This is a genomic window from Brevibacillus borstelensis (assembly GCF_036700025.1).
GTDB lineage: Bacteria > Bacillota > Bacilli > Brevibacillales > Brevibacillaceae > Brevibacillus > Brevibacillus borstelensis.
Window position 1 is genome coordinate 970,278 of the sequence record NZ_CP144922.1, and the last position, 26,277, is coordinate 996,554.

General features: G+C 50.8%; 24 protein-coding genes, 1 pseudogene and 1 riboswitch. Of the genes and pseudogenes, 20 read left to right on the plus strand and 5 right to left on the minus strand.

Annotation, left to right across the window (positions count from 1 at the left end; all coding sequences use genetic code 11):
* Nucleotides 1-124: 124 nt before the first annotated feature.
* Both V5G20_RS04560 and V5G20_RS04565 read right to left on the minus strand, forming a co-directional pair.
* A complete protein-coding gene (locus V5G20_RS04560; protein WP_003392921.1) occupies nt 125-1,456 on the minus strand; it encodes a sensor histidine kinase in 1,332 nt (443 codons plus the stop codon).
* Entirely contained in the window at nt 1,446-2,144 is a 699-nt protein-coding gene (locus V5G20_RS04565) for a response regulator transcription factor (protein ID WP_338463184.1), read from the minus strand. The genes V5G20_RS04560 and V5G20_RS04565 overlap by 11 nt, the downstream gene beginning before the upstream one ends.
* Nucleotides 2,145-2,287: 143 nt before the next feature.
* On the opposite strand from V5G20_RS04565, the gene V5G20_RS04570 reads away from it, so the two are divergent.
* The 8 genes from V5G20_RS04570 to V5G20_RS04605 all read left to right on the plus strand — a co-directional run bounded on the left by V5G20_RS04570 (nt 2,288) and on the right by V5G20_RS04605 (nt 11,400).
* On the plus strand, nt 2,288-2,824 hold the full coding sequence (locus V5G20_RS04570) for a hypothetical protein (protein WP_024984206.1): 537 nt from the start codon (nt 2,288-2,290) through the stop codon (nt 2,822-2,824).
* Nucleotides 2,825-2,854: 30 nt separating this feature from the next.
* Complete coding sequence (locus V5G20_RS04575; RefSeq protein WP_338463185.1) at nt 2,855-4,978, plus strand: multicopper oxidase family protein; 2,124 nt, start codon at nt 2,855-2,857, stop codon at nt 4,976-4,978.
* 426 nt (nt 4,979-5,404) lie between these two features.
* Nucleotides 5,405-5,509, plus strand: a riboswitch (SAM riboswitch).
* 116 nt (nt 5,510-5,625) lie between these two features.
* Nucleotides 5,626-6,558: an ABC transporter permease gene (locus V5G20_RS04580; RefSeq protein ID WP_122957850.1), complete on the plus strand. Its 933-nt coding sequence runs from the start codon at nt 5,626-5,628 to the stop codon at nt 6,556-6,558.
* Nucleotides 6,559-6,562: 4 nt separating this feature from the next.
* Nucleotides 6,563-7,510: an ABC transporter permease gene (locus tag V5G20_RS04585; RefSeq protein WP_122957849.1), complete on the plus strand. Its 948-nt coding sequence runs from the start codon at nt 6,563-6,565 to the stop codon at nt 7,508-7,510.
* Nucleotides 7,511-7,523: 13 nt separating this feature from the next.
* Nucleotides 7,524-8,546, plus strand: coding sequence for an ABC transporter ATP-binding protein (locus V5G20_RS04590; protein WP_327925943.1), 1,023 nt, complete (start codon nt 7,524-7,526; stop codon nt 8,544-8,546).
* Entirely contained in the window at nt 8,539-9,495 is a 957-nt protein-coding gene (locus tag V5G20_RS04595; protein WP_338463186.1) for an ABC transporter ATP-binding protein, read from the plus strand. The genes V5G20_RS04590 and V5G20_RS04595 overlap by 8 nt, the downstream gene beginning before the upstream one ends.
* Nucleotides 9,496-9,523: 28 nt before the next feature.
* On the plus strand, nt 9,524-11,155 hold the full coding sequence (locus V5G20_RS04600) for a peptide ABC transporter substrate-binding protein (protein WP_024984619.1): 1,632 nt from the start codon (nt 9,524-9,526) through the stop codon (nt 11,153-11,155).
* A gap of 80 nt (nt 11,156-11,235) precedes the next feature.
* Nucleotides 11,236-11,400, plus strand: a complete 165-nt coding sequence (locus V5G20_RS04605; protein ID WP_155808004.1) for a hypothetical protein — start codon at nt 11,236-11,238, stop codon at nt 11,398-11,400.
* Between the two features lie 137 nt (nt 11,401-11,537).
* On the opposite strand, the pseudogene V5G20_RS04610 reads toward V5G20_RS04605, so the two are convergent.
* Together V5G20_RS04610 and V5G20_RS04615 are read right to left on the minus strand one after the other, a co-directional pair.
* Nucleotides 11,538-11,959, minus strand: a pseudogene (locus V5G20_RS04610) (SRPBCC family protein).
* Complete coding sequence (locus V5G20_RS04615) at nt 11,956-12,282, minus strand: ArsR/SmtB family transcription factor (RefSeq protein WP_024984620.1); 327 nt, start codon at nt 12,280-12,282, stop codon at nt 11,956-11,958. Before V5G20_RS04615 ends, V5G20_RS04610 begins: the two are co-directional and overlap by 4 nt.
* A 494-nt stretch (nt 12,283-12,776) precedes the next feature.
* On the opposite strand from V5G20_RS04615, the gene V5G20_RS04620 reads away from it, so the two are divergent.
* Nucleotides 12,777-13,196 carry a VOC family protein gene (locus V5G20_RS04620; protein ID WP_003390150.1) on the plus strand — a complete coding sequence of 140 codons (420 nt, stop codon included), beginning with the start codon at nt 12,777-12,779 and terminating at the stop codon, nt 13,194-13,196.
* Between the two features lie 98 nt (nt 13,197-13,294).
* Here V5G20_RS04620 and V5G20_RS04625 read toward each other — a convergent pair whose 3' ends face one another.
* Nucleotides 13,295-14,572: an erythromycin esterase family protein gene (locus tag V5G20_RS04625; protein ID WP_031933190.1), complete on the minus strand. Its 1,278-nt coding sequence runs from the start codon at nt 14,570-14,572 to the stop codon at nt 13,295-13,297.
* A gap of 404 nt (nt 14,573-14,976) precedes the next feature.
* Here V5G20_RS04625 and V5G20_RS04630 point away from each other — a divergent pair, with 404 nt between their 5' ends.
* The 11 genes from V5G20_RS04630 to V5G20_RS04680 all read left to right on the plus strand — a co-directional run bounded on the left by V5G20_RS04630 (nt 14,977) and on the right by V5G20_RS04680 (nt 26,057).
* Complete coding sequence (locus V5G20_RS04630; RefSeq protein ID WP_024984622.1) at nt 14,977-16,068, plus strand: YncE family protein; 1,092 nt, start codon at nt 14,977-14,979, stop codon at nt 16,066-16,068.
* A gap of 87 nt (nt 16,069-16,155) precedes the next feature.
* Nucleotides 16,156-16,563: an ankyrin repeat domain-containing protein gene (locus V5G20_RS04635; RefSeq protein ID WP_024984623.1), complete on the plus strand. Its 408-nt coding sequence runs from the start codon at nt 16,156-16,158 to the stop codon at nt 16,561-16,563.
* Between the two features lie 150 nt (nt 16,564-16,713).
* On the plus strand, nt 16,714-17,397 hold the full coding sequence (locus tag V5G20_RS04640; protein ID WP_243014880.1) for an SOS response-associated peptidase: 684 nt from the start codon (nt 16,714-16,716) through the stop codon (nt 17,395-17,397).
* 466 nt (nt 17,398-17,863) lie between these two features.
* Nucleotides 17,864-18,103 (plus strand): hypothetical protein, encoded by a 240-nt coding sequence (locus V5G20_RS04645; RefSeq protein ID WP_003390142.1) that lies wholly within the window; start codon nt 17,864-17,866, stop codon nt 18,101-18,103.
* A gap of 21 nt (nt 18,104-18,124) precedes the next feature.
* Nucleotides 18,125-19,327 carry an NAD(P)/FAD-dependent oxidoreductase gene (locus V5G20_RS04650; RefSeq protein WP_003390141.1) on the plus strand — a complete coding sequence of 401 codons (1,203 nt, stop codon included), beginning with the start codon at nt 18,125-18,127 and terminating at the stop codon, nt 19,325-19,327.
* A gap of 88 nt (nt 19,328-19,415) precedes the next feature.
* Nucleotides 19,416-20,849 carry an MBL fold metallo-hydrolase gene (locus V5G20_RS04655; protein ID WP_031933187.1) on the plus strand — a complete coding sequence of 478 codons (1,434 nt, stop codon included), beginning with the start codon at nt 19,416-19,418 and terminating at the stop codon, nt 20,847-20,849.
* A gap of 205 nt (nt 20,850-21,054) precedes the next feature.
* Nucleotides 21,055-21,936 carry a PatB family C-S lyase gene (locus V5G20_RS04660; RefSeq protein WP_338463187.1) on the plus strand — a complete coding sequence of 294 codons (882 nt, stop codon included), beginning with the start codon at nt 21,055-21,057 and terminating at the stop codon, nt 21,934-21,936.
* 8 nt (nt 21,937-21,944) lie between these two features.
* Nucleotides 21,945-22,226 carry an aminotransferase class I/II-fold pyridoxal phosphate-dependent enzyme gene (locus tag V5G20_RS04665; protein WP_327934533.1) on the plus strand — a complete coding sequence of 94 codons (282 nt, stop codon included), beginning with the start codon at nt 21,945-21,947 and terminating at the stop codon, nt 22,224-22,226.
* 22 nt (nt 22,227-22,248) lie between these two features.
* On the plus strand, nt 22,249-23,652 hold the full coding sequence (locus tag V5G20_RS04670) for an L-cystine transporter (RefSeq protein WP_031933185.1): 1,404 nt from the start codon (nt 22,249-22,251) through the stop codon (nt 23,650-23,652).
* Nucleotides 23,653-23,817: 165 nt separating this feature from the next.
* Nucleotides 23,818-24,372, plus strand: coding sequence for an RNA polymerase sigma factor (locus tag V5G20_RS04675; protein WP_003390136.1), 555 nt, complete (start codon nt 23,818-23,820; stop codon nt 24,370-24,372).
* Nucleotides 24,369-26,057, plus strand: coding sequence for a DUF4179 domain-containing protein (locus V5G20_RS04680; RefSeq protein WP_003390134.1), 1,689 nt, complete (start codon nt 24,369-24,371; stop codon nt 26,055-26,057). The genes V5G20_RS04675 and V5G20_RS04680 overlap by 4 nt, the downstream gene beginning before the upstream one ends.
* Nucleotides 26,058-26,277 lie beyond the last annotated feature (220 nt).

The following is a 26,277-nucleotide window of genomic DNA, read 5'->3' on the forward strand; positions in this document are numbered from 1 at the left end:
GGAGTCCCTGCTTAGTTCGAGCCAGGTCGACAACATGCTGAATATAGGCAGTTTTTGCTCGGCCCTCATTGTCGGAATGATATTGTTCAGCCATCAGAGTCTGTCACAAGATTGCCTCCATCCGTCACATCGGCAAATAGACTTTGAACACAGAACCTCTCCCCACTTCGCTTTCCACCTCAATCCACCCCTGATGAGCCACGATGTTCTGCTGCGCGATCGCGAGCCCGAGACCTGTCCCGCCGCTCGGGCGGGCACGGGAATGATCCGCTCGATAAAAGCGGTTGAAGATATGAGGCAAATCCGCTTCGGGTATGCCGACCCCGTTGTCTTCCACCCGGATACAGGCGTATGGCTGCTGCCGGTCGGGCAGGTGTACGGTTTCCGCATGGAGGCGGATTTGGCCGCCGGGATTCGTATAGTAGATGGCGTTCGACAGGATGTTATACAGCGCTTGGAGAATCCGGGATTTCTCAACCGACACAGGAATATTCTCTTCTTCGGCGTGCACGGAAAGCTGTATGTGCTTATCCTCTGCCATAAACCGGGTCTTCGCCGTGACATCCTCCAACAACACGACCAGGTTTTCCGTTCGCGGGTGCAGTTCCATCATGCCGGCCTCAAGCCTGGACAAATCCAGTACATCATGGACCAAACGCGACAGCCGCAATACTTCATCGAGAAGGGAAGCTTGCTTGGCCGGAGAAAGGGGGGCCCCGGTCTCATGAGCCAGCTCCAATTCCCCTTGAATGATCATCAGCGGCGTTTTCAATTCGTGGGCGACATCGGACATCAGCTGTTTTCGGGTTCGTTCCGCGGCTGCCAGCGAATCGTTCATCTCCCGAAGAGCCTTGGCAATCGCTCCAAATTCATCTTTCCTTTGTTCCGGAAAGATGGCTGCAGCGTCGCCTTTTTTGATGGCCTCGATGCCCGCGATGATTTTGCGGATAGGGCTTGTCAGTCTCCAGGACAACAAAAAGATGGTCAGCAGAGCCGCGACAAAGGTGAACAGCAGGGAAGCGATGCCGATATTGGGCAGTATGCCGTACCACATCTTCTTAAACTCATACGTCTTGAACTGACTGTCGTTCATCACGTACAGCCTGCCGATCCTCTTGTCACCCGAGGCAAGCACGAGTTTGTAGCCGTCATTGCGTAGTTCATCCGCGCTTAGTTTTCCTTGCTGATACAGGAAGTTTCCATCTGCAGACAAAACGATTCCGGCAAAGGGGGCGGAATACTCAAACCTGGCATCGCCGACATGTTCCCATGAATTGCCGTGGTCCCTATAGAATTGTTCGAACTCTTTCTTTAGTGATTCAAAAGCAGCTTTATCCTCCAGATAAGCAAAATCACGAGAAATATAAAACTGTGCATGCGTGACGCCGAGCAGAAAAAGCAGGAGCAGCACGATCATTACGCTCATCGTCAGGAACAGCTTGGTTCTAATTTTCATGTTCCGCTCCGAATCGGTAGCCGAATCCGTATACCGTCTGAATGTAGTCGGAGGTCCGGCCGCCGTTCTCTATTTTCTTGCGGAGCTTGCTGATATGGGAATCTACCGTCCGTTCGTCGACGACAAATTCCTCCTCGAAAGCGTGCTGCAGAAGCTGCATGCGGCTGTACACCCGTCCGGGCTTCGACGCCAGCAGGTGCAGGATTTTGAATTCGGTTGGAGTGAGATGCAGCTCCTCTGTCCCTTTAAACACCTGCAGATTGTCCTCGTGAATCGTCAAATCGCATCTTCGCAGCACGCTGCCGGACCCGTCGCTTTCATTTCTGTTCATCCGTCTCAAGAGGGAACGGACTCGGGCGGAAAGCTCCCTCAAGCTGAAAGGCTTTGTCAGGTAATCGTCCGCTCCCATTTCGAGGCCGACGATTTTGTCGGTTTCCTCGGATTTGGCCGTGACCATGATGATGCCGGGAGAGCCGATCTGTCTGAGCTGCCGGCAAATGTCCAGTCCGTTCATTTGCGGAAGCATCCAGTCCAGGAGCACAATATCCGGTTTGTGTTTTGCAAAGAGCTGCAGGGCCGTTTTGCCATCTATCGCTGTTAGACAATCGTATCCTTCGCTCTGAAGAAACGATTCGATGAGCGATGCGATTTTGATTTCATCCTCTACGATCAGAACTTTACTCCCCATTTTCAACCTCCCAGTACTGCCCATTTAATACCAACTTTATCGGATATCTGTGGCCCTCACAATGTGTAAATAGGTTCACCACAAGTTCGCAACATTTCGTTGGTAGGATGGCTAACAAAGAAGCTGTTAGGGAGGATTGGAGTATGGGTTACAAATTGTCGATCAGGAAAAAGCAATTGCTCATCATCATCCATGTGCTTTCGGTCGTCTGCTGGCTTGGCGGAGCGATGGTCATGCTGCTGCTCGGTATGTATATGCTGAAGGCGGAGAACGGCGAGCAGCTGTATTACACCTTGGACAATATGCATTTGGTCGATGTTGTCTTCATCCGGTACACCGCTGTAGTCGCGCTGCTCACCGGCATTGTCTTGTCCGTTTGGACGAATTGGGGGCTTTTCAAGCATTACTGGATCTTGATTAAGCTGATCCTGACTGTATCGTTGATCGGTTTCGGCATCGGGTATATGGCAGACTGGTTGTCTCAAATCGTTCGGATCGCCGAACAGGAGAGATTCCTTGCGCTCGGCGATGCTGCCTTCCTGAACACTAGTTATTCATTGATTGGCGGAGCCATTGCCAATATCGTCTCGCTGATCTTTATGACGGCGATCTCTTATTTCAAACCGTTTGGAAAAATCAAGCCGATCGTCCGGAAGCCCAAGCAAGAAGCGGCAAAATGACGAAGCATCCGATCACGAGGAGGGGAGACCATGTTTGAAACCATTTCCAGCATCGTGCTTACGATCTGTATGACCCTGTTGTGGGGGATCGCCGGTATTGTGGCAACAGGCCTTCCTTACTCGCAAACCAGCGACAGCTTGAAAAAGAGGAGAGCTTTCCTTCTGCGGGTGGGTGGCGCGGCGCTTCTTCTGAGTGCTCTGTGGTACGCGATCATCATCGGCCAACTCGTTACGAGCGGCTGGCTGTTTGTAGAGGGAACGGTCAAAGCGATTATCCCGCTGACGTTGCTTTCTCAATTGTATTTGACGGTAACGGTATGGCCCCGGTTAAAAAGCTTGCGGGACTCCGGTGGAGATGCACCGACGACGGAAGCGTTGCGCACAGTGGCTCATCCATCCGTACTGCTGTCCTTTTATGCGGCAGCGCTCGCATCCGGCATTGCTGCTTTCAGCACCGTCTTTGCCCAGCCTGTTCTGCCCGGCCCGTTTGAGGTCGTTCAACGGATGATGCTGGTTGCGCTCCTTTTGCTTGTGCCGGCGATTTTTGCAAGAAGAAGGTACGCGAAGGTTGTACGGGGGGAACCGCTTCAGCGCGGGCTTGTTTACAGGATGGTCAACTTCGTTGCTGCTGGTACGCTAACCGCCGTGGTCGCAATCGCCATCCTTGTATCAAACGTACTGGCGGGAGTGCAAGCCTCCAAGCTGCCGGAAGCATCCGACATGATGAATCACGACCGGATTGACGAAGGGGGCGGCGCGGCTACACGGATGTCTGCAGGCTCCGGGCATCATCGTCATGAGCAGCATGGCGCTCATCATCAAACCGGCACGGGGACAGTTGAAGTAGCAGCTCTGACCGGAGATATTTCCGCTCCTGCCGATGTGAAGTTCGAACTGGTGGCACAGCAAGAGAAGATACCGCTTGCGTCTGGAGCCGTGATCGATGCCTGGACGTATAACGGCGAAATCGCTCCCGAGCTCAGGGTGAAGCATGGCGATATGGTCGAAGTGAAGCTGATCAATAAAGATATCGATAGCGGAGTGACGATTCATTGGCATGGCTATAACGTGCCGAATGCAATGGACGGCGTGCCGGGGATGACGCAAAATGTCGTGAAACCGGGGCAATCGTTTACTTACAAGTTTCGGGCCGAGCAGGAAGGGACGTACTGGTTCCATTCTCATCAGCAAGCGTCGGAGCAAGTGGTGAAAGGGCTTTTCGGCACGCTGATTGTCGAGTCGAAGCAGGACGCGGAAACCTTTGACGAACAGTTTACCGTCATCAACCATCGCTGGACGACCAGCCAAGGGTATAAACATGCCTTTGGAAAAGAAGACGGTTGGCAAACGAAGCAGGTAAAGCCGGGGAAGAAAGTAAAGCTGAGAATCATCAATACGCATAAGCTTTCACAAAAATATCTTCTGCAGGGGACCGATTTCCGAATCACGAGCATTGACGGGATGCGGATTCAAGACCCGCAGCCATTGTCCGATCAAACAGCGTTGCGGCTTGGTTCGGGCGGCAGATACGACGTGACCTTCACGATGCCGGACCGTCCCGTTCTCTTTAAACTCGGCGATTACAAGAACACGAGCAATCCTGGCATCATTTTTTATACCGAAACCCCTCCGGAGGAACCGATCTTCAAGGCGGAATCTGCCGAGTTCGACCCGTCCGATTACGGTAAGCCCGTCACAAATGACGTCACGGCAGCGAAAAAATTCGATCGGGAATTCCAGATGATTCTCGGAAACGAGATGGGATTTTACAACGGCACGTTTCATTTTTTGTGGACGATCAATGGAGAGGTGTATCCCCGGGTGCCGACTTTTGTCGTCAAAGAAGGCGATAGCGTCAAAACGACCTTTGTGAATAAAAGCTTGACCGAGCATCCGATGCACTTGCACGGGCATCATATGACGGTTTTGAAGAAGAACGGCGAGAAGGTGAAGACTCCATGGCTTACCGATACGTTAAACGTGCTGCCCGGCGAATCGTATGAGGTCGCATTTGTCGCGGACAATCCGGGCATGTGGATGGACCACTGCCATAACCTGGATCATGCGGCGACCGGCATGATTTTGCATCTTATGTATGATCATGTGCGGGCTTCTTATGAAGTTGGGACGAGGACTGGGAATTTGCCGGATTAGGCGATTGACTCCATGATGATAATGCCATATAAGGTTAAGAAAGAAAGGAAAGTGATGATATTGCTGTATTTATTTTCTTTCTTTACATTTCTTTTTTTAATAGGAGCATTGAAAAGTTTCTTTAGTTCTATCGAGTCTTTGAATAACTCCAATTTGACAAGTTTTAAAAAAGCAGCAAACACATGTATAGTGTTTGGGATATTATTTGTTCTTTTTCTATTGATCACTATTGCTTTTATATTTATTACATTCCAGTAAGATAGAAAGTAACTATCGTCAGATCTCGTAAATTGATTTTTTTGTCCATTTCTATGAAAGCTGTAACAAATAAACAAAAATCAAATGCACTAAAACCGCATTGACATATCCAAGTAAAATGATAAGATAAAAAAGAATTTAGTGAATGAAATTTAACTTCATAAAACATTCTTATCGAGAGTGGTGGAGGGACTGGCCCGATGAAACCCGGCAACCTTGGTCTGATGGACCTTACGGTGCTAAATCCTGCGGAGTTATTCTGAGAGATAAGAAGGTGGGAACCGTACAAATCGCCCCTCTTCTTTCTGGAGAGGGGCTTTCTGTATGTATAATCCATAGTATTCGTATTTATTTACTTAGTATTACAATTGCACAAAGGAGGAAACAACGTGCTTCATTATGCGGTCAAGCGTGGCTTTCTCATGCTGGTTACGCTGTGGATCATTGTCACGGTGACGTTTGTGATCATGCACCTGATTCCGGGCGACCCGTTCGCGTCTGACGCCAAAATGCTTCCGGAAGAAGTCGTGAAAAACATGCGGGCCCAGTACAACCTGGATGAGCCGATCCCTATGCAGTACCTGCTCTATCTGAAAGGCTTGGTGCAATTTGACCTGGGGCCGTCCATCCAGTCCAAGACAAGGGACGTGAACACGCTGATTGCGGAGGGCTTTCCCGCCTCGGCTGTTCTGGGGCTCCAGGCGTTTCTTGTCGCGCTGGCAGGTGGGATCACAGTCGGAATCGTCGCGGCGCTCTACCAAAACCGGGCGTTGGATTTTCTGTCCATGTTCGCGGCCATCGTCGGGATTTCCGTCCCCAGTTTTATTCTGGCACCGCTGTTGATCAAATACATGGCGGTCAAATGGGAGCTTTTGCCCGTCGCGGCTTGGGGGAGCTGGGAGCATTCGGTTCTTCCGACGCTTGCGCTCGCCATCGGGCCGCTTGCCATTATCGCCCGATTCGTACGAGCCAGCATGCTGGAAGTCTGGCAGCAGGAATACATAAGCACGGCGGAGGCGAAAGGGCTTGGCACCTTTTCCATCGTCGTCAGACACGGGATGCGCAATACCATACTGCCGGTGCTTACCTTTGTCGGTCCGCTGTTTGCCAACCTGATGACCGGAACCTTTGTGGTGGAAAAGATTTTCGCCATTCCGGGGCTTGGCAAATACTTCGTGGAAAGCATTTTTAACCGCGATTATCCGGTCATTTTGGGAATGACTGTTTTTTACAGCTTTGTGCTCATTTTTACTTTGTACATCATCGACCTGCTGTACCGGGTGATTGACCCGCGCATCAGATTGACGAGCGGAGGGAGATAGCGTTATGGCCAATCAGGCAACACAACTGGATTCGCTGTTTCGACCTGTCGACCCAAGCCGGCTTGCCGGGGAAGAGCGGGAACGTCCCAGCCTCGGGTATTGGCAGGAGGTATGGCAGCGGGTATGCCGCAACAAGCTGGCGATACTCGGGTTCTTCCTGCTCGCGGCGGTGGTGGCGCTCTCGATCTTCGGACCGATGCTCGTTCCTCACAGCCCGCATGAGCAGTCGTTGACGCAGGGGAATCTGCCGCCCTCGGGCGAGCACTGGTTTGGAACGGACGATCTGGGCCGGGACATGTGGGCGCGTACCTGGATGGGCGGCCGCATCTCTTTGTTTATCGGTGTGGTGGCGGCGGCCATCGACCTGGTAATCGGTGTGTGCATCGGCGGCATTTCCGGATACATGGCAGGAAGGAGCAGGCTGGGTGACCGAGTGGACAACATCCTGATGCGGCTGGCTGAAATTCTCTACAGCATCCCGTATCTGCTGGTGGTGATCCTGCTGATGGTCGTTCTGGAGCCGGGACTCGCCACGATCATTATTGCGCTTTCGCTGACCGGCTGGGTGGGCATGGCCCGCCTGGTCAGAGGACAGCTCATGCAGATCAAGCGGCAGGAGTTTGTGCTGGCGGCAGAAAAGCTGGGCACCTCCCATGCCAAAATCATCATCAGGCATCTGCTGCCCAATACGATTGGCGTGATCATCGTCAACCTGACCTTTACGATTCCGCATGCGATCTTCGCCGAGTCGTTTCTCAGCTTTCTCGGTCTGGGCGTGCAAGCGCCGACGGCCAGTTGGGGAACGATGGCCAACGACGCGCTGGCGGTTGTGCTGAGCGGGCAGTGGTGGCGGCTGTTTTTTCCGGGATTCATGATTTCGCTTGCCATGTTCGCGTGCAACGCGCTCGGGGACGGTCTGCAGGACGCGCTGGACCCGCGCATCAGGAAATGAGGGGGAGTTCATCGTGAAGCCATTGTTGGAAGTAGACCAGCTGCGCGTCTCCTTTCGCACGTACGGCGGAGAGGTGCAGGCAGTGAGAGGGGTGTCCTTTTCCGTGAGGGAGGGAGAGACGCTGGCCATTGTCGGAGAGAGCGGCTGCGGAAAAAGCGTGACTGCCCGGGCATTGATGGGGATGATTCCGCCCCGATCCGGCCAGGTAAAGAGCGGCAGCATCCGGTTTCGCGGGCGTGAGCTGACCCGGCTGACGAAACAGGAGTGGCAGCAGATTCGCGGCTCGCAGATCGGCATGATCTTTCAGGACCCGATGACCTCGCTGAACCCGACGATGAAAATCGGGACACAGATTGCCGAAGGACTGATCAAGCATCGAAAGCAGACGAAGGCGGAAGCAAAGGAAGAGACGCTGAAGCTGCTGGAGAGGGTGGGCATTCCGGAGGCGGCGAGGCGGTATGAACAATATCCGCACGAGCTGAGCGGAGGCATGCGGCAGCGTGTCGGCATCGCCATGGCGCTGGCCTGCCATCCAGAGCTGATCATCGCCGACGAGCCGACGACGGCGCTCGACGTGACCATTCAGGCGCAGATCCTTCGGCTGATGAAGGAGCTGCAGCAGCAGTTGAACACATCGATCATTTTGATCACCCACGATCTGGGCGTAGTCGCAGAGGTAGCCGACCATGTGGCGGTGATGTACGCGGGCGCAGTGGTGGAGAGCGGCCGGGTGGAAGAGATTTTTGACAACCCGCGCCATCCATACACACAGGGGCTGCTGCAGTCTGTGCCGCGTCTTGCGGCAGGAAAAAAAGAGCGGCTGGTCCCCATCGAAGGGACTCCGCCGGATTTGTTTCGTCCGCCAGCCGGCTGTCCGTTTGCCGCCCGCTGCCGCTTTGCTATGGAAATTTGCCTGGCGCATATGCCGCCAGCCGAATCGTTTTCCGATTCTCATGAGGCGAGCTGCTGGCTGAACGACCCGCGTGCCCCGAAGGCGGAAGCGTGGATTGCAGCAGGGAGGGAGACATATGCTTGACAACATCGTGGAGGTGGAGAATCTCGCCAAATCGTTTGAGATTGGCGGCGGCCAACGGGTCAGGGCTGTTGACCGCGTTTCTTTTGCCATCAGGCGGGGGGAGACGCTCGGTATCGTCGGGGAAAGCGGCTGCGGCAAGTCGACGCTGGGCAGGACGATCGTGGGCCTGTACCCGGCTACTGCGGGGCGCATCCTTTTTCAAGGAAAAGACCTCGCCAGGATGGACAGACACGAAAGGCGGGAAGCAAACCGCCACATGCAGCTAATCTTCCAGGACCCGCAAGCCTCGCTTAATCCGCGGCTCAGGGTGGGCGACATCATCGCCGAAGGAATCGACGCCTACGGATTGGCAAAAGGAAAAGAGCGGGAAGAACGCATCTACCGCCTGCTGGAGCTGGTCGGACTGCACCCCGGCCACGCCAAACGCTTTCCGCATGAATTCAGCGGCGGACAACGGCAGCGCATCGGGATCGCCCGGGCGCTTGCTGTGGAGCCGAGCTTTATCGTGGCGGACGAGTCCATCTCCGCACTGGATGTATCCATTCAGGCGCAAATCGTCAATCTGCTGGCAGATCTGCAGGCAGAGCGGGACATCACCTATTTGTTTATCGCGCATGACCTGGCGATGGTAAAGCACATCAGCGACCGGATCGGCGTGATGTACCTGGGGCAGATGATGGAGCTGGCACCGAGCGAGGAGTTGTTTGCAGCACCGCTGCATCCGTACACGCAGGCTTTGATCTCCGCCATGCCGGTCTCCCATCCTGCCCAGCGCGAAGAGCGGGAGCAGATTGTCCTGACCGGAGAGATGCCGAGCCCGATTCATCCGCCAAGCGGGTGCCCGTTTCGCACCAGATGCCCGGCGGCCCAAGGCGTCTGCGCCGAAGCAGCGCCGGAGTGGAAGGAGGTGAGGCGCGGACACTGGATCGCTTGCCATTTTGTACAGTAGACAGAGGAGAACAAGGAGGAAATCATCGATGAAAAAAGGATTGCTCGCTTTTGCCGCACTGCTGGCGCTCGCCGTGCCTGCGCTCTCCGCATGCGGCAGCGATAAGCCGGCTACGTCTTCCGATCAACAGACGGGGGCAGCCGTCAAACAAGTCATGACCGCCAATCTGCGGGGTGAACCGTACACATTGGACCCGGCATTCGCTTCCGATACCACCTCGTACTGGGTGATCGACCATCTGTACGAAGGACTGTACCGCTACGGCCAAAACGGGGACATCGTGGAAGGCGCAGCCGAAAAGGTGGAAGTCTCCCCGGATGGCAAAACCTACACGTTTACCCTGCGCCCCGAGATGAAATGGTCGAACGGCGATCCGGTAACGGCGCATGACTACGAATACTCCTGGAAGCGTGTGCTGAACCCGCAGACTGCCGCCTATGAACCATCTGCGCTCTACTACATACAAGGCGCGGAGGCGTACAACTCGGGCAAAGGCAGCGTGGATGACGTGCAGATCAAGGCAAAGGATGACCGCACACTCGTCGTCAGACTGAAAGACCCCATCACCTATTTCCCGAAAATCATGATGAGCCGCGCCTATCTGCCGGTGAACAAGAAAGTTGTGGAAGCGGACAAAAACTGGGCAGCGGAAGCGAAAGGCATCGTGACCAACGGCCCGTACACTGTGGAGAGCTGGGACCACAACAGTCAGCTGACCATCGCCAAAAGCCATAGCTACTGGGAAAAAGACAAGGTAACGATGGAGACCGTCCACTTCAAGATGGTGAACGAAGCGACTACCTACTACCAGATGTTCAAAACGGGAGAGCTTGACCTGATCGACTCTTTGCCAATCGACGTGATTGAGCAGGAAAAGGGAAAAGAAGAGTACAAATCGTTCCCGGACTACAGCATTTATACGTACACGTTTAACGTAGAGAAAGAGCCGTTCACCAACGCGAAAATCCGTCAGGCCTTTTCCTACGCAATCGACCGGGACATCCTGACGGCAAACGTGACCATGGGAGGCCAGCTCCCGGCGTACGGCTACACGCCATTCGGGGTGAAAACTCCTGCGGGCAAGGACTTCCGGGAAGAAGTGGCGCCATACTATCAGTTCGATCCGGCCAAGGCGAAGCAGCTTTTGGCGGAAGGCTTGAAGGAAGAAGGCTGGACAGAGCTTCCGCCGATTACGCTGAAATACAGCACGGCGGAAAACCACAAGAAGATCGCCGAAGCGCTGCAGGAAATGTTCAAGAAAAACCTGGGCGTGCAGGTGAAGCTGGAAAATCAGGAGTGGAAAACCTACATCGATACGTTCAAGCAGAAAAACTTCCAGATCGCCCGCATGGGGTGGAACGGCGATTACCTCGATCCGCTCGCGATGCTGGAGCTGTACACGGGGAAAAGCTCCCGCAACTTTACCAACTGGGCCAATCCGAAGTTTGACGAGCTGATCGAAAAAGCGAAGGTCGAACAAAACGAGGAAGCGCGCATGAAGCTTCTGCACGACGCCGAAACCGTGTTGATGCAGGATATGCCGGTCATCCCGATCTATTTCAACAACGAAAACTACCTCAACAGCAAAAAGATCGAAGGTATCCGCTTCAGCGTAACCGGGACACCGGATCTGCGCGGGGCAAAAAGATTGGCTGAGTAACCTCACGGACCCGGAATAAAATCCCTCAGAGGCACTCATAGTAAGAAGGGTGTTTACCGCAGAACAGGAGGGGGACAGACATGTCCAGACCGAACAACAAAAAGCCGAATGATCAGCAGCGGGAGTCGCAGGACTTTTTGGCAAAGCAGGGGGATCGAGTAGAGGGCGAGAGCGAGCTGGTGAAGCGGATGTACACGGAAAACGTGGAGCCGGTCGCTTCCGTCCAGCGAAACGAGATCGAATAAACGAAACCAGCGTGGTCGAAACGTCTGAGGGGCCATGGCATGGCACAGCAAAAAACCGGAGCGATTACGTGCTCCGTTTTTTGCTGTTTATCGCCTCGATACGGCTGTCGCCATTGATGCATAAATATTGAATGCGCTTATTGTTCCAACACCTTTTCAAGCTCGCCGCACCATTTGGTCCAGCCATACTTAGCTCCACCCAGTGCTTGGGCATTTGAGAATCCGGTTTGTTCGAGATGAAGGTTAACCTTTCCGTCCCCTACATCCTGCAGCGTCCAGGTGATCGTATGCTTCTCCTCTCCGCTGCCCCAAGTATAGGACAATCGGTGTGGCGGGTCCACGATAAGCACTTCGCCTTCAACAATTCCATCCCAATATTCGTTCGGTTCCGTACGAAACTGAAAACGGTGTCCTACGACGGGTTTAAAATCATTTTCCATTGCCTGACCGGTGTGGATGTTGACCACCCACTTGGCAAGCTTGCTTGAATCGGTCAAGGCGGTCCAAAGCTTCTCCATCATGTCTTGTACTGAAAATCCAGGGATAAGGTTAAACTCATTCTTCTTCCTCCTCTAATAGTTGGCTCAAGCGCAATATATTCGTACTCCAGAACTTGCTGTAGAAAGCCACCCAATCTTGAATTTCTCTGAGTGGAGAGGCGTTCAGCCTATATCGCGTTTCTCTGCCGACTTTTCGATCAAGTACCAGTCCGGCCTCTTTCAGGACTGTCAAATGCTTGGATACCGCTGTACGGCCCATTTCAAAATGCGTGGTTAACTCATGAAGCGGCATCTCCTCTGCCTCTGCCAACAGACGAATCAATCGGCGCCTGGTTGGATCTGCAATCGCGTCAAACACATCCCGCTGGTTGTTCTCGTTCACAGCTACCCGCTCCAAAAAATATGATTTTATGTAGGAGAAATCTATGGTGTACTAAGGGACAGCCGTTGATTTCACCACCTCCTTACAGTATGCAACTCTTCGGACGCAGTGTCCACGAGGCGATATTTCGTCAGCATGCACTTTTTTCAATCTTTTTTCCTCTGACTGGTTTTCTACTTTCGCAGTTGTTTCCGTACCAATAAGCTTGCTCATTGGTTTTCTTCTTTTAATTGGTTCAAGTCAAACTTATTCAGATTCAAACTTTACAAAATGAATAAATCGTCATTCGGACACCAAATGGTGTCTGTTTTGATAATACGACACCATTTGGTGTCCTGTCAAATAGTATTTTTTGCACCACAGCTTGTTTGAATGAGAGGCTGATAAATGAGCAGAAGAACCAATACAATGTTTGGGTTATTGAAGATAGCAATTGAAAAGAAATCAACGCATTTGATAAAAGGTATGATGGGAAAAAAAGGAGCTGATCTAGGATGACAGTAAAACTTACCCCTTATGTAAATTTGGAAGGGAACGCAAGGGAAGCGATTCAGTTTTATGAACAAGCGATAGGTGCCGAAGTCCTCACCATCATTACTTACGGTGATATGCCGGAAATGCCTGATACTTTTACGGATGAGGTAAAGAATCTTGTGGCACACGCAAAGCTGCGTGTGGGTGAAACGGAACTCATGTTTTCCGATGCTCCAACCGGTTCGTCTATTCCCAAGGGCAAACAGGTAACCATTTGCCTTTCAACGAATGACGTGGAAAAATCAAAACGATTTTTTGAAGCCCTGCAGCAAGGCGGTCAAGTGAATATACCATTTGAAGAAAACTCTTTTAGCCCAGGGTTTGGCGATGTAACTGACAAATTTGGCGTGACCTTTCAAATTTATACGGAAAGCAGATAGAATTAGGAAAGAGAATGCCTTTTTTGCATCAGCAAAAAGGCATTCTCTTTCTTTAAACTACGGTATGATCAGCAAGGAACCCGACAATTCCCGCTCCGTTACTCTTTTAACATTACCGAAGGAGTAGCAGTCCGCACGAAAATCAGCGCATCAAAAGCTTTCGCCGGAACCATCTGCAACGTATACATCTTTTCCATTTTTTCATACAATCCGCTAAAGACTGCTCCGATGGCACTGATGGGCTGCGTTTTATTCAGGTAGGCGGTGAAACTTTCATTATTTTTGGCCTTTGCAAAATCCAGGAATCCATCCTGCATGTTTGTCTGTGCAAACAGTACAGCCAGCCGATCGTTGCCGCTATTTTTTACATGAAACTCCTTTCGCTCATTGGTAAAGGCGTCATTGGCAATAAAGGAGCTTTCGTAAAATTCACTGCCGATGGCGTAATACTGGTCCCCAAAGGCTTTGGCGAGATGGGCCCCCATGCAAGTGGCTGTTCCTGCGGTAGTGGAGGTTTTTTCAATGTGTCCATTATGTCCGGTGATGAACAGTTTTTCGCGACCGTAATATTTCTTTTCGTAGGACAAGACCCACTTCACTTTTTCCGCCATATAGAAATCGCGGGTATTGCTATAGTTGGCATTGGTTCCGCGAAGAGTAGCGTTTTGCTTGATCGCCTCGGCAAAGGCCAGTGCCAGCTCATATTCTCGCTCGGAGCTTTTGGCGATATAAACGGATTTATTTTCTTTCATACGCTCCATCAGGCTTTTCATATGGGAGAGCCCGTCTTGTACGGTGGCTTTCTTTTGATCATACACTGTCTTGTCATTCAGATTCGCAAGTGCCGTCTCATACTTGGAGGCAAGTGGCGGGTCCACCTTTTTCAAGTAGGAGAACAGCCCGTTTTTGTTGTGGTCATAGCGCTGCATGTCAAACCCGTAAAAATGAATTTTGTCTTTTGCATCCCGATGCTCGTTATAGGAGCGCATCCAGGAGAGAAGGGCTGCCATTTCTTGCGTATTGTAGATGGTAAATCCGATTGCCTTTGCCGCATCTTGGGCAGTTCCGCTGCCTCCCAGTATGTATTCGTTGACCTTTTGCCCTCCGCCAAAATCGCCTTCGATGGCGAATACGCGATATCCTTGCTTTTCTACGAGATGCTTGAAAATATCCAACTTTAGCATCGTAAATTGCTTGTTGCCATGTGTAGCTTCCCCAAACCCGATAATGGTTTTCGAAGGAAGCGCCATTTTGGAAACAGGGACGAGGCTGGATTTCACCGACTGTTGCAACGGGTTGGTGGATACCGCTTGGAAACCTGTCAGTACACTCATCATGATGAGCAAGCTCATGACGATCAAGAGGTTTTTTTTCATATCGTTCTCTCTTTCTTGAGTTGATCCTTGCTTTGATAAAAGATGACAACCGCATATGTCATCTTCCTTTTGGATTGATAGAAACGTACAAGGCTCATCTAATGGTTTTTCTTGCCATTTACATAATTATACTCTTTTCGGATACGTTTAACTACATTGAATTAATTTTATCCCAGTTCCAGTTTCATTTTTCGTCCCCGCGGAAAAGGGTTTTTGTGGAATTTGCGGAATAGTCAAATGAAAAGTTGCATTATCCGTTAGATGATCAGTCCGGCTAAGTAATTTTTTGGATGATTTATACAGTTCGTTTCACGCCAGAATCTTCGCTCAGGTAGTTGCGTTCTATAATGGACCGAAGCCATTTTGCCTCGGTCCGTTTCTGCATGATCGGAGGGAGTTCCCAATTGAAAAAATACATGCTGTTTCTGCTCGTATCCATCCTGTTCATAGCAGGCTGCCAGAATACGGATGAAATGCCTTTGCAAAATAAAACACCGCATCTGGCAGTCATCAAACAAGCAGGAAAATCCAATGTTGTTACTTTGGATAAAGACTACAAAGTAGTAAAGGAGAAGAAAATCGGCAAATTCCTGATCGATGCACAGATCGATGGGCAAACGCTGTATCTGATTGATCCAGGAATTGAGGAGCCCAGAAAAGACCTGTACGCCGTGAATCTATACGACCTTTCGTACGAAACATTGACCCTGCCCTACATTCCGCAAAAGCTTTTTATTCACGATCGAATCGCGTATATTGCTTCATCCGTGGAATCCCGAAATGTGGGTTTTCATTTCATGCTTGTCGATCTCGACTCTTTTTCTCTCATCGAGACGCTAACCGTACCTGGGGCCGTGCGCTCTATGATCCCGGCAGAAAACGGCATAACGATGTACGTGAACTCAGGCGGGGCGCATAATTATGGGCAGTATGCAAAAAAGGTCCAAATTGGCAAAGCCGAGACGGGCAAGTACCAAATCATAACCATGAACGATATTCCGGAAGAACTTCCGCCCAATGGCGTTGTTCCATTTCAGGATCACTATATAGCTGTCTATGCCGGGTTCGCCAAAGGACCTAAACCGAAGTGGGTGAAACGTCCGGAATCCTATACGAGCAAACTGAAGGTGCTGAATCCGAAAACAGGTTCTGTCTTGCAGGAGATCACTTTGGAAGAAACCTTTCCTCAATCCATTGTGCGAAAGGGAGACATAGCCTTCGTTAATCATTTTACGGACCTGGACATGACGGGGGACACGATCTCAGTCTATGACCTGAAAAAAATGGAGCTGAAAGCAAAGCTGCAATCCCCAACGCCTTCCTCTATCGCTTTGGATGGTTCAAACCTCCTTGTCTCGAATATGACACAGGGGACCCTATCGGTGTTTGATACTGAGGAGCTTAAACAGAAGCAACAAGTGGCAGTTGGCGAGTGGCCTTCCAAAGTGCTTGTCGTTCCAGAAAGGAATAAGCAAAGCAGCCTTCCGTTGAAATGACTCTGTTACGTAAACAGGATGCAAAGAGTTAGGCTTGCTGCTGCCATATACGTTCATAGGGGTTGTCTATAAAGAATGAGGTGCGATATGAATAAACGATATTTGATTTTTGCCCTATTCACTGTGCTTGTTGGAATCGGTTTATTTCAGCTTTCCGCTGTTTTTCACCTCGGGCAAACGAAGAATTACAATGACAATTACGATGAAACCTTCAACCCAAATGAGTTCATCCGTGCTGCACAAAACGGCAATGTGGACGAGGTAAAGCCGTTCATCCAGAATAATATGAATCCCGATGTTACAGACAATGATGGAAGAACGGCGCTTTTACATGCTGTCATCGGGAAAAAGCATGAGGTAGCGGAGTACTTGCTAATGAACAAAGCCGATCCCAATATCAAAGATTTTTATGGAGACTCGCCGTTAAAAATCTCAAGGGAAATAAACGACGCAAAGCTCACAGAGTTATTAGAGAGAAATGGGGCAAAAGAATAGCGGGATTATGAAGAAAAAGCGCCTTCGGGGGCTTTTTTGTTATGTACCGGAGAGTAGGAGAGGGGATGACACGTCTAATCGCTCCCGTGCTTCGGGGAGGGGGTATTTTTGTTGGGAATGAGGAATGCTGGTGGCAGGAGGGAATTGCCTATGTGCGGGCGCTTTACGCTTGTCACCGACCCGGAGAAGCTGATGAGCCGGTTTCAACTGCAGGAAATCCTGTTCGACCTAAAGCCGCGGTACAACATCGCCCCCGGCCAGCCAATTCCGGCCATTCTAGCTGACGGAGGGCGCCAAAGACTCGGACAATTGCGCTGGGGGCTTGTTCCGTCATGGGCTCAAGACGACAGGAACAGTTATAAAATGATCAATGCGCGGGCCGAGACTTTAACCGAGAGGCCGGCTTTCCGAAAGCTCTTTGTCCGCAAGCGATGTCTCATTCCGGCTGACGGCTTTTATGAATGGAGGCAAACGCAAAAAGGCAAGCAGTCCATGCGCATTATGATGAAAAATGAGGAACCGTTTGCTTTTGCCGGTCTCTTTGATACCTGGACAAATGCAGATGGGGTGAAGCTTCATACCTGTGCAATCATTACGACCAGTGCCAACGAGGTTGTCGCAGGCATCCATGACCGCATGCCCGTTATTTTAAAGGGACCTGAGGAGGAAGCAATTTGGCTGGATCGCGATACATGCGACTCTGAATTGCTGAGGTCGCTTCTCACTCCTTACGATGCGGCGCAGATGCGAGCCTACCCTGTCTCCCATATTGTCGGAAGTCCAAAAAATGATGTAGCGGAGTGTATACAGGAAATTGCCGAACCGGCGTGGTAGAGCCCGTTCCCGTTTTGGGAGAGGCGAGGTATAAGATTTGCAAGGTCACCTGAAAGGGTGGCTTTTTTGCGTAGCTTCCCGAATCTCTGCCTGCCTTTTGCCAACAATGCCAAACCGTTGTCAGTGTTGCAAGAGGCTTCAAACTCAGATTGTGACTGAATATTCCGTTAATTACTCTTTCAAAGCTGACAATTGCGCATAAAAGCGACAAGCGAAAAATGACGATTTGACGGGAAAAATCGAATTGGCACGATGCTTGCTATTACTCATGGTCAAGTATGTCTGAAGGGAGGGCAAGCGAGTCGGGAAGGAGGGAGTTATCAAAAGGACGGGTGTTGTCCAAAAGGCCGATGTTGTCAGAAGGAGAAGGTTGAGCAGACATCGATTCACGTGATTCTCGCAATCATGTCGTTGCTCCAATTTCATTCCGCACGCCAGGGCCGGTCATGTCCGATGGAAAACAGCGGTGATTTTTGCCATTCTTGGTGCAATAGGAGCATATTTCGGATCGTTTGCCGGTACATTGATACCTGAAAACCAATTATTGTTTTTATTTTCCATCTCGATGATGAGCATGGCTGTCCGAATGTCTATGCCAAAGAAAAAGCAAGAGGAGGCGAGTGCTGCTGGTGAGCAGGTCAATGTTTGGCGGGCCGCAGTTGCCATTTACATGCTGTTTTTCAATGCAGAGGCCTTGAATTTGTGACTTTACATGGGGATGGGGTGGATGGAAATGTCAGTTGCTCACTACAAAATCGTGATTGTAGGCGGAGGCAGCGCAGGCATCTCGGTTGCAGCACGTCTTCTGCGCAAGTCGCGTGATTTGTTCGGAAAGATTGCCATCGTAGACTTCTCGACGAAGCATTACTATCAGCCATTGTGGACGCTTGCCGGTGCCGGTGTCGTTCGCAAGGAGGTTACCGAGCGCGAGGAAGCATCGCTGATCCCGAATGGCGCGAAATGGGTGCAAGATGCCGTTACTGAATTTTTGCCGAACGAAAACACCGTCGTAACCGCGTCCGGAGACAAAATCCGCTACGACTATCTGGTCGTTTCAGCGGGCATCCAGATTGATTGGGAGAAGGTAAAAGGGCTGAAGGAGAGTATTGGCAAACACGGGGTTTGCAGCAATTACTCTTATGATTACGTCGAGAGCACATGGGACAATATTCGCAGCTTTACGGGCGGCACGGCGATTTTTACCAACCCCAATACTCCCGTAAAATGCGGCGGGGCTCCTCAGAAAATCATGTATTTGGCGGATGATTACTTTCGCAAATCAGGCGTACGCTCCCGGGCATCCATCCGTTTTGTCTCCGGCGGAGCGAGCATATTCGCCGTGAAAAAGTATGCGGATGCTTTGCAGAAGGTGATTGAAAGAAAACAAATCGAGACACGGTTCAAGCATAATCTCGTTGAAATTATCGGTGATAAAAAACAAGCGGTCTTTGTGAACATGGATACCAACGAGCGTGTGATCATGCCCTATGACATGATTCATGTCGTGCCGCCGATGAGCGCCCCCGATTTTATCAAAAAAAGTCCGCTTGCGGCAGGCGACGGTTGGCTCGATGTGGATAAATACACACTGCAGCATAAACGGTTTGGGAATGTTTTCGGGGTGGGGGACTGCACCAATTTGCCGACATCAAAAACGGGCGCCGCGATCCGCAAGCAGGGGCCGATCGTCGTGCAAAACCTGCTGGCCATGATCAGCGGAAAGCCTGTTTGCGACAAATACAACGGATATACCTCATGCCCGCTCGTGACCGGCTATGGAAAATTGATATTGGCGGAATTCGATTATGAGCTCAATCCCCAAGAGTCGTTTCCCTTTGATCAATCCCGTGAAAGGCTCAGTATGTATTGGCTGAAAAAGGATTTGCTTCCCGTGATGTACTGGAAGGGCATGCTCAAAGGGATGATGTAAAACCAAACCATTCCGCACAAACGCTTTGCTTACCGATCTCTTGTCAGATCGGACAAAAATTAATGAAAAGATGGATGGAGGCTGACTTATGCTGCTCAAGTATTTCTATGATGACAAATTGGCCCAGGCATCTTATCTGGTGGGATGCCAGGCTTCCGGCGAGGCCATCGTCATTGATCCTGCCCGCGATATCGAAACATATGCCAAAGCTGCAAAAGCAAACGGGGTGAAGATCGTTGGCGTGACGGAAACACACATTCATGCCGACTTTCTTTCCGGCGCACGGGAAATCGCTTCGAGATTCGGAGCTGCCTTGTACTTGTCCGATGCAGGAGGGGCGGATTGGCGCTACCAATACGCAAGCGAATACAAGCATTGCTTGCTAAAGGACGGCGACACCTTCCAGATTGGCAATCTCACGTTCGAGGTGCTCCATACGCCGGGACACACCCCCGAACACATATCGCTGCTTTTGATAGATGGCGGTTCTTCGGCAAACGAACCGATCGGGATTTTCACAGGGGACTTCGTGTTTGTCGGTGACGTGGGGCGTCCAGACCTTTTGGAAAAAGCGGCAAAGGTAAGCGGCTCCGCTGAGGAGATGGCACGGAAAATGTTTCACTCGCTGGCGCGATTCAAAAAACTCCCTGACTATCTGCAAGTCTGGCCCGGGCATGGGGCGGGCAGCGCGTGCGGCAAGGCGATCGGGGCCGTCCAATCGTCCACGGTCGGCTATGAGAAACGGACGAATTGGGCGTTGCAGCATGAGCATGAAAATGATTTTATCCAGGAATTGCTGGCGGGGCAGCCCGAGCCGCCAACCTATTTTGCGATGATGAAGCAGCTCAATAAAATGGGCCCACAACTGGTGCAAGAGATAGCAGCTCCGTTGCAAGCAGAGGCTTCATTAGACGCAGTAGAGGCATGGGTGCAGCAAGGCATGGTTGTCGATACCCGTCCGGCAAGCATGTTCGCCCAAAGGCATTTGCCGGGAGTCATCAATATTCCTTATGACCAATCATTCGTCACGTGGGCTGGCTGGCTGCTCGACTATGATCGGCCCATCTACCTGTTGGCCGACAAGCAGTCCGTTCCAGATATTCGAAAGGCTTTGCAGTCAATCGGATTGGACCAGGTCGCTTCCACGATGGATCTGGATGTGTTCGAGCTCCATGATGACTCGAAGTTCGCCAAATACGAGGAGGTAACGCCAGAGGAGGTAGGGGAGCAAGTACAAACGGGACAGATATACGTTCTAGATGTCCGTTATGCAAAAGAGCATGCTGATGGCTGTATTCCCGAAGCGAAACACATCATGCTTGGATACTTGCCGGCAAGCATTCAGGAATTGCCCCGTGACAAACCGATCCTGGTCCAATGCAAATCAGGGAGAAGATCCGCCATCGGGGTGAGCCTTTTGCAGGCACACGGCTTCAAAAATGTTCGGAACTTGATCGGCGGCTTTGACGAATGGGTGAAACAAGGGCTTCCCATCGTAAGGCGAGAGACAAGGAGAACCTAATCGAACATGGACATGGACCAGGTAGGTTTATGAGCACGATGCTGCCACTCGGGATCGAGAAGTCTGTATTCGCCTGTTTGGCAGGTCTGTATCACAGTGGCTCTGGCCGATGAAAATAGACGGTTGCCGAAAGGGAATGGCTGCCTGCTTTTTTTCAGGCAGCGCAACAATAAAATGAAAGCGCCATCATGGGGAGGTTAGGTACATGCACTACGATTTCGATCAAGTCCACAACCGATTTCACACTGATTCGATCAAGTGGGACAGAACGGAAAAGCTGTTCGGTGACAAAGATATCCTGCCCATGTGGATAGCCGACATGGATTTTCGCTGCCCTCTGCCCGTCATTGAACGTCTGATCAGCAGGGCGGAGCATGGGATTTTTGGCTATACAGCGAGGTCCGACAGCTATTTTGAGTCGTTTGCCGGCTGGGTGAAACGCCGGCATCATTGGGAGATCAAAAAAGAATGGATACGCTGCAGTTCAGGCATTTTAACAGCATTGAGCATCATTGTCCAAACCTTTACGGAGCCGGAAGACAAAGTGATCATTCAGCCGCCGGTGTACCATCCCTTTCCCGGTATTGTGCAAAAAAATAACCGGGAGCTGGTGCTAAATCCGCTGATGCTGAACAATGGCCGGTATGAAATGGATTACGACGAGCTTATCGGCAAAATCGATCCAAAGGTAAAGATGATCATTCTTTGCAACCCGCACAACCCGGTCGGGAGAGTGTGGACAAAAGCGGAGCTTGAACGCTTGGGCCAAATATGTGCCGAGCATGACATTCTTGTAGTATCCGATGAGGCTCACTTCGATCTGATCCACAATGGACATCGCCATACGCCGTTTGCCAGCATTTCGGAGCAGTTTGCGCTTGGGTCGATTACATGCACAGCACCAAGCAAAACATTTAATATGGCAGGTCTGCAAATGTCCAACATCATCATTCCGGATCAACAGAAACGGGCGATGTTTACGAAAGCATTGGATATGCTTCATCTGAGTCTGTCCAACACATTTGGCCTGCCGAAACGGCCTACCGACACGGTGATGAATGGCTGGACCAATGCCTCGCGTATGTAGGAGACAATCTGGCTTTTCTGACAGACTTTATTGAAGCCCATATAAAGCCCATCAAAGTGATCCAGCCGGAAGGAACCTATCTGGTATGGCTCGATTGCCGCGAATTGGGAATGGATGCGAAGACACTCGAACAGTTCTTTCGAAAGCAGGCCAAGGTGGCATTGGACGAGGGCTACAAATTTGGGAAGGGAGGAGAAGGGTTTACGAGAGTGAATATCGCTTGTCCACGGTCTGTCCTGGAAGAGGGCTTGCAGAGAATGGCCAGTGCCGTTCACAAATGGGTCCAATAAACCATGAAAAGAGGGAGTCCTCATGACTGTACAGGTGCTTCTGAACATCCTGGGCATGCTGATCATTCTATTCATCCTGTATTCCATGCAAAAGAGGTTCGCCTCTTTTACCAAGCGGGTGTTTGCCGCATTGGGCCTGGGAATACTGTTTGGCCTCTTGCTGCAATTTGTCTACGGATCAGGGTCTGAAGTGATCAAGCTGTCCGTCGATTGGTTCAACATCGCGGGGAATGGCTATATCAAATTGCTGCAGATGGTTGTCATGCCGCTCGTGTTCATTTCGATCCTGTCCGCATTCACGAAAGCGACGCTGTCGCACAATATCGGCAAAATCGGGGGCTTGATCATCGGGTTACTGGTTGGCACGACTGCGATTGCTGCGGCAATCGGCATAGGGGCATCGCTTGCGGCCGATTTGCAGTCCTTGCAGCTGGATCAGGGAGCGAAAGAGGTCGCCCAGTTGGAGAAAATCGAAAAAACATTGGGGAATCTTGAGAACATGTCCGCACCGCAAAAACTGGTAGAGCTCCTCCCCGGCAACCCGTTTCTGGATCTGACGGGAGCGCGTCCGACATCGACGATTGCGGTCGTGATCTTCTCCGCCTTCTTGGGCATGGCTTATCTGGGAGTGAAGCGGAAAAAACCGGACCAGGCCGACATGTTTGCGAAGATGACCGACGCCCTTTACACGATCATCATGAGAGTCGTGACATTGATTCTGCGACTGACTCCATACGGCGTGCTTGCCTTAATGACAAAAATAGCGGCGACGAGTGATCTGAATGCCATTTGGCGGCTTGGCAAATTTGTGCTGGCTTCGTATGTCGCTCTGCTCATTATGTTTGGTGTTCACCTGCTGCTTATTGCGCTCTCTGGCTTAAATCCTTTGACCTACGTAAAGAAAGCGATCCCTGTCCTGACCTTTGCCTTTACCTCGCGTTCCAGTGCAGGCACCCTGCCGCTAAATGTCCAAACACAGCACAAAGAATTGGGCGTCCCCGAGGGAATCGCCAATTTTGCAGGATCATTCGGAATTTCGATCGGGCAAAATGGATGCGCCGGAATTTATCCGGCCATGCTGGCAGTCATGGTCGCACCTGCGGCTGGGATCGACCCGACGAGCCCAACCTTTATTTTGACCTTGATCGCTGTCGTGGCCATCAGTTCCTTTGGTGTTGCAGGGGTAGGCGGCGGAGCAACGTTTTCGGCGCTTATTGTCCTCTCCACGATGAACCTGCCAGTGGCACTGGTCGGGCTGCTTATCTCAATCGAGCCGCTGATTGATATGGCACGGACAGCCGTCAACGTAAGCGGGAGCATGACAGCAGGATTGCTTACAAGCAAGGTTACGAAACAGTTGGATATGGGGATTTACGGGAAACATGCAGGCGCCGAAGATAGCATTCCGCCATTGCAAAATCTGTAAGATCAAAAAGAGTAGAATGTAAAGGCTGTCCGGGATCATCCCGGCAGCTTTTTTGTGTCAGGAAAGAAAAAAATGCGATTTTTTTCCTCCATTTTCCGTCGTATATACATGTACAGCAAAAAGGCGACCGCTGCGCAGCGACCTTTTTGAATGGGAGGAGAACAGATGCAGGACGACAAGATGATCGTGGACGAGGTCCTCCGAGGCAACAAAGAGGCCTTTGCTCAGATCATACAAAAATATAATAGGCGAATCACGCTTCTGATCCGCAAGATGTTAGGGCAGCCGCCCCATGAGCAAGACATCGCTCAAGAAATATTTATCAAGGTGTACTACCATCTGGGCGACTACAACAAAAGCTACGAATTTGGCGCATGGCTGTACAGGATCGCGACCAATCATTGTTTCGATGAACTGCGAAGCCGAAAACGGTCGATAATGGTTACGAACACAGAAGTGGAGCTGGCCACCAGTCATACGCCCGAAGCGGAGTACCTTGTCAAAGAGCAAAACTCTTATTTGCAGGATCGGATAAAGGCTTTGGATTCGAAGCATCGTGTCGTCCTGGAAATGCGGTATCTCCAGTACATGAGTTATGAAGAAATCAGTAAAAAGCTGGGTGTTCCGATCAGCACGGTTCGTACGCGTTTGTCCAGAGGGAAGACAAAACTGAAGGAAGCGCTGACGAGAAGAGGCAAAGGAGGGGACTGCTATCTATGACATGCCTGGACAAAGACATGCTGGATGCTTATCTGGAAGACTCACTTTCTTTGCGGGATAGACAAAACGTACAAAATCATCTGCTCACCTGCTCGGCTTGTCAACGGCTGTTCGAGCAGTATTTGGACGAGTCGGGTACGCTTGGGGAGCAGGAAAAATGGCACACCGATGCAGTCATTCAGCAAGTCATGGAAAAGGTCCCGCCTCATCCCCTGAATGTGTTGAGACGGATCGATAGACACCGAGCCCAGAAAATAGACTGGAAAAAACGGAGTGTTGCTTTGATGAAAAAAACGACGATGGCTGTAGCAGGACTGGCTGTGGTTGTGGCTTTGGGAACACTTGTGTCACCGACTTTCGCTTCGTATGTGAATGGACTGTTCTATGCAGCAAATCCGCTGAAAGGGCCGTATACCGATACCGAGAGCGTTGTCAGCTTGTATTCAGAAGAGCAGACAGATAAAGGAGCTCTCGTAGCTGCCGAGAAGGGATATGTAAAGCCCCTTAACCTGAAAGTGACGGATCAGGGCCTGACCATGGAAATGAAGGCAGTGTTGGCCGATTCTGCTCGAATCATGGTTCTGGGTTCGCTTGCCGACAAGGAGGGGAAAAAGCTGGATACCTTCTGGCAGGACCAGTTCAGCAGAATTTCCAGTGAAAATGTGGAAGAGTATCGAGTCATCCAGTTAAAAGACAAAAATGGGCGTGTCTTGAACCCGCCTAATTCAAAGCTTCCAGATTCATTTCGATGGATGCCTCTGCCAAACGGTGAGAATTTTGTAATCGGACGTGATTTTGCAGAGCTATTTGACGATCGGAGCAGGCTGCCGGACGAAGCGATACTCGAAGTACGGGTAAAGCAATTGGGAGAGACGAAAGGGAGCTGGAACTTTGATATCCCGATTGATCTGCGACCGGCAAAAGCAGCGACAAAAACGGTCTCCGTCCAGCAGAAGCTCACGACACCGCAAGGAGAATGGATCGATCTGAAGGAAGCTCGTTTTAGCCCAAGCGCGGCTCAGCTGCAGTTTGCCGTCAGCGAGGGGACCGGCCGGGACAAAGGTGTCCGGTACAGCCTGATTGATGAGCAGGGAACGGTTTTGGCTTCTTGGGACGACTTGCATGTGATTTATCCCGGTGAAGAGCTGAGCAGCAATGTCATACCGGGTTTAAGTCGAGGTGGAATGTATAATGCAGGACGTTTGCCCTATAAAAACGTCTGGGTTCATTCCTTCGCTCCGATTGATCACACAAAAAAAGTAACAATGAAACTGGATGCTGTCTATACAGCAGAAAAAGCTGATTTTCGTGCGAAGCTTTCGATTGCTGAACTGGATAAAAAGCCAGTGACGGTCACAGAGGAAGGAAATACGTTTACGTTTACACCCGTCAAAAAGCAAGAGCGTGGGGATGATACCATTTACATCATTGATATGGAAGGCACTTTGGCAAAGGATGTTGTGGGTGTTGGGAAAAGCTGGATGGCAACAGACGAGAAGGGAGAGTCCAACGCTCTTTTACTCAGTCCCCAAATAACCATCGCAGAGGACGGAACAAGGAAGCTGAATGCCCAGATTAAGATCAGGACGAAAAATAAAGACGTGAAAGAGTTCACGATCACGTATGATGAGAAAATCAAACAGCATGATGTAAAATGGGAAGTTCCGATCCAGGTAGAGCAATAGCAACGAAGCCTTTCTTCAACCTTTCAAACAAGGGTGGAAAAGTTTATAAATCAACCCTTGACGCTAGACTTTTCCTGTCCTACACTCACAGGCGGTTGAAGAAAGGTCCCGCCAACAAACTGCGGATTTTGTACGCTAAGCCCCGTTTGATCTAAAAAAGCCGGTTTCCTGAACGATAAGGAAACCGGCCTCTTATTCTTGTTACGAATCTCGATTGATA

Bases quoted from the DNA above. Each gene is read 5' to 3' on its own strand.
- V5G20_RS04560 (WP_003392921.1), bottom strand. From the start codon at position 1,456: ATGAAAATTAGAACCAAGCTGTTCCTGACGATGAGCGTAATGATCGTG.
- V5G20_RS04565 (WP_338463184.1), bottom strand. From the start codon at position 2,144: ATGGGGAGTAAAGTTCTGATCGTAGAGGATGAAATCAAAATCGCATCG.
- V5G20_RS04570 (WP_024984206.1), top strand. From the start codon at position 2,288: ATGGGTTACAAATTGTCGATCAGGAAAAAGCAATTGCTCATCATCATC.
- V5G20_RS04575 (WP_338463185.1), top strand. From the start codon at position 2,855: ATGTTTGAAACCATTTCCAGCATCGTGCTTACGATCTGTATGACCCTG.
- V5G20_RS04585 (WP_122957849.1), top strand. From the start codon at position 6,563: ATGGCCAATCAGGCAACACAACTGGATTCGCTGTTTCGACCTGTCGAC.
- V5G20_RS04595 (WP_338463186.1), top strand. From the start codon at position 8,539: ATGCTTGACAACATCGTGGAGGTGGAGAATCTCGCCAAATCGTTTGAG.
- V5G20_RS04600 (WP_024984619.1), top strand. From the start codon at position 9,524: ATGAAAAAAGGATTGCTCGCTTTTGCCGCACTGCTGGCGCTCGCCGTG.
- V5G20_RS04605 (WP_155808004.1), top strand. From the start codon at position 11,236: ATGTCCAGACCGAACAACAAAAAGCCGAATGATCAGCAGCGGGAGTCG.
- V5G20_RS04620 (WP_003390150.1), top strand. From the start codon at position 12,777: ATGACAGTAAAACTTACCCCTTATGTAAATTTGGAAGGGAACGCAAGG.
- V5G20_RS04625 (WP_031933190.1), bottom strand. From the start codon at position 14,572: ATGAAAAAAAACCTCTTGATCGTCATGAGCTTGCTCATCATGATGAGT.
- V5G20_RS04635 (WP_024984623.1), top strand. From the start codon at position 16,156: ATGAATAAACGATATTTGATTTTTGCCCTATTCACTGTGCTTGTTGGA.
- V5G20_RS04640 (WP_243014880.1), top strand. From the start codon at position 16,714: ATGTGCGGGCGCTTTACGCTTGTCACCGACCCGGAGAAGCTGATGAGC.
- V5G20_RS04650 (WP_003390141.1), top strand. From the start codon at position 18,125: ATGGAAATGTCAGTTGCTCACTACAAAATCGTGATTGTAGGCGGAGGC.
- V5G20_RS04655 (WP_031933187.1), top strand. From the start codon at position 19,416: ATGCTGCTCAAGTATTTCTATGATGACAAATTGGCCCAGGCATCTTAT.
- V5G20_RS04660 (WP_338463187.1), top strand. From the start codon at position 21,055: ATGCACTACGATTTCGATCAAGTCCACAACCGATTTCACACTGATTCG.
- V5G20_RS04670 (WP_031933185.1), top strand. From the start codon at position 22,249: ATGACTGTACAGGTGCTTCTGAACATCCTGGGCATGCTGATCATTCTA.
- V5G20_RS04675 (WP_003390136.1), top strand. From the start codon at position 23,818: ATGCAGGACGACAAGATGATCGTGGACGAGGTCCTCCGAGGCAACAAA.
- V5G20_RS04680 (WP_003390134.1), top strand. From the start codon at position 24,369: ATGACATGCCTGGACAAAGACATGCTGGATGCTTATCTGGAAGACTCA.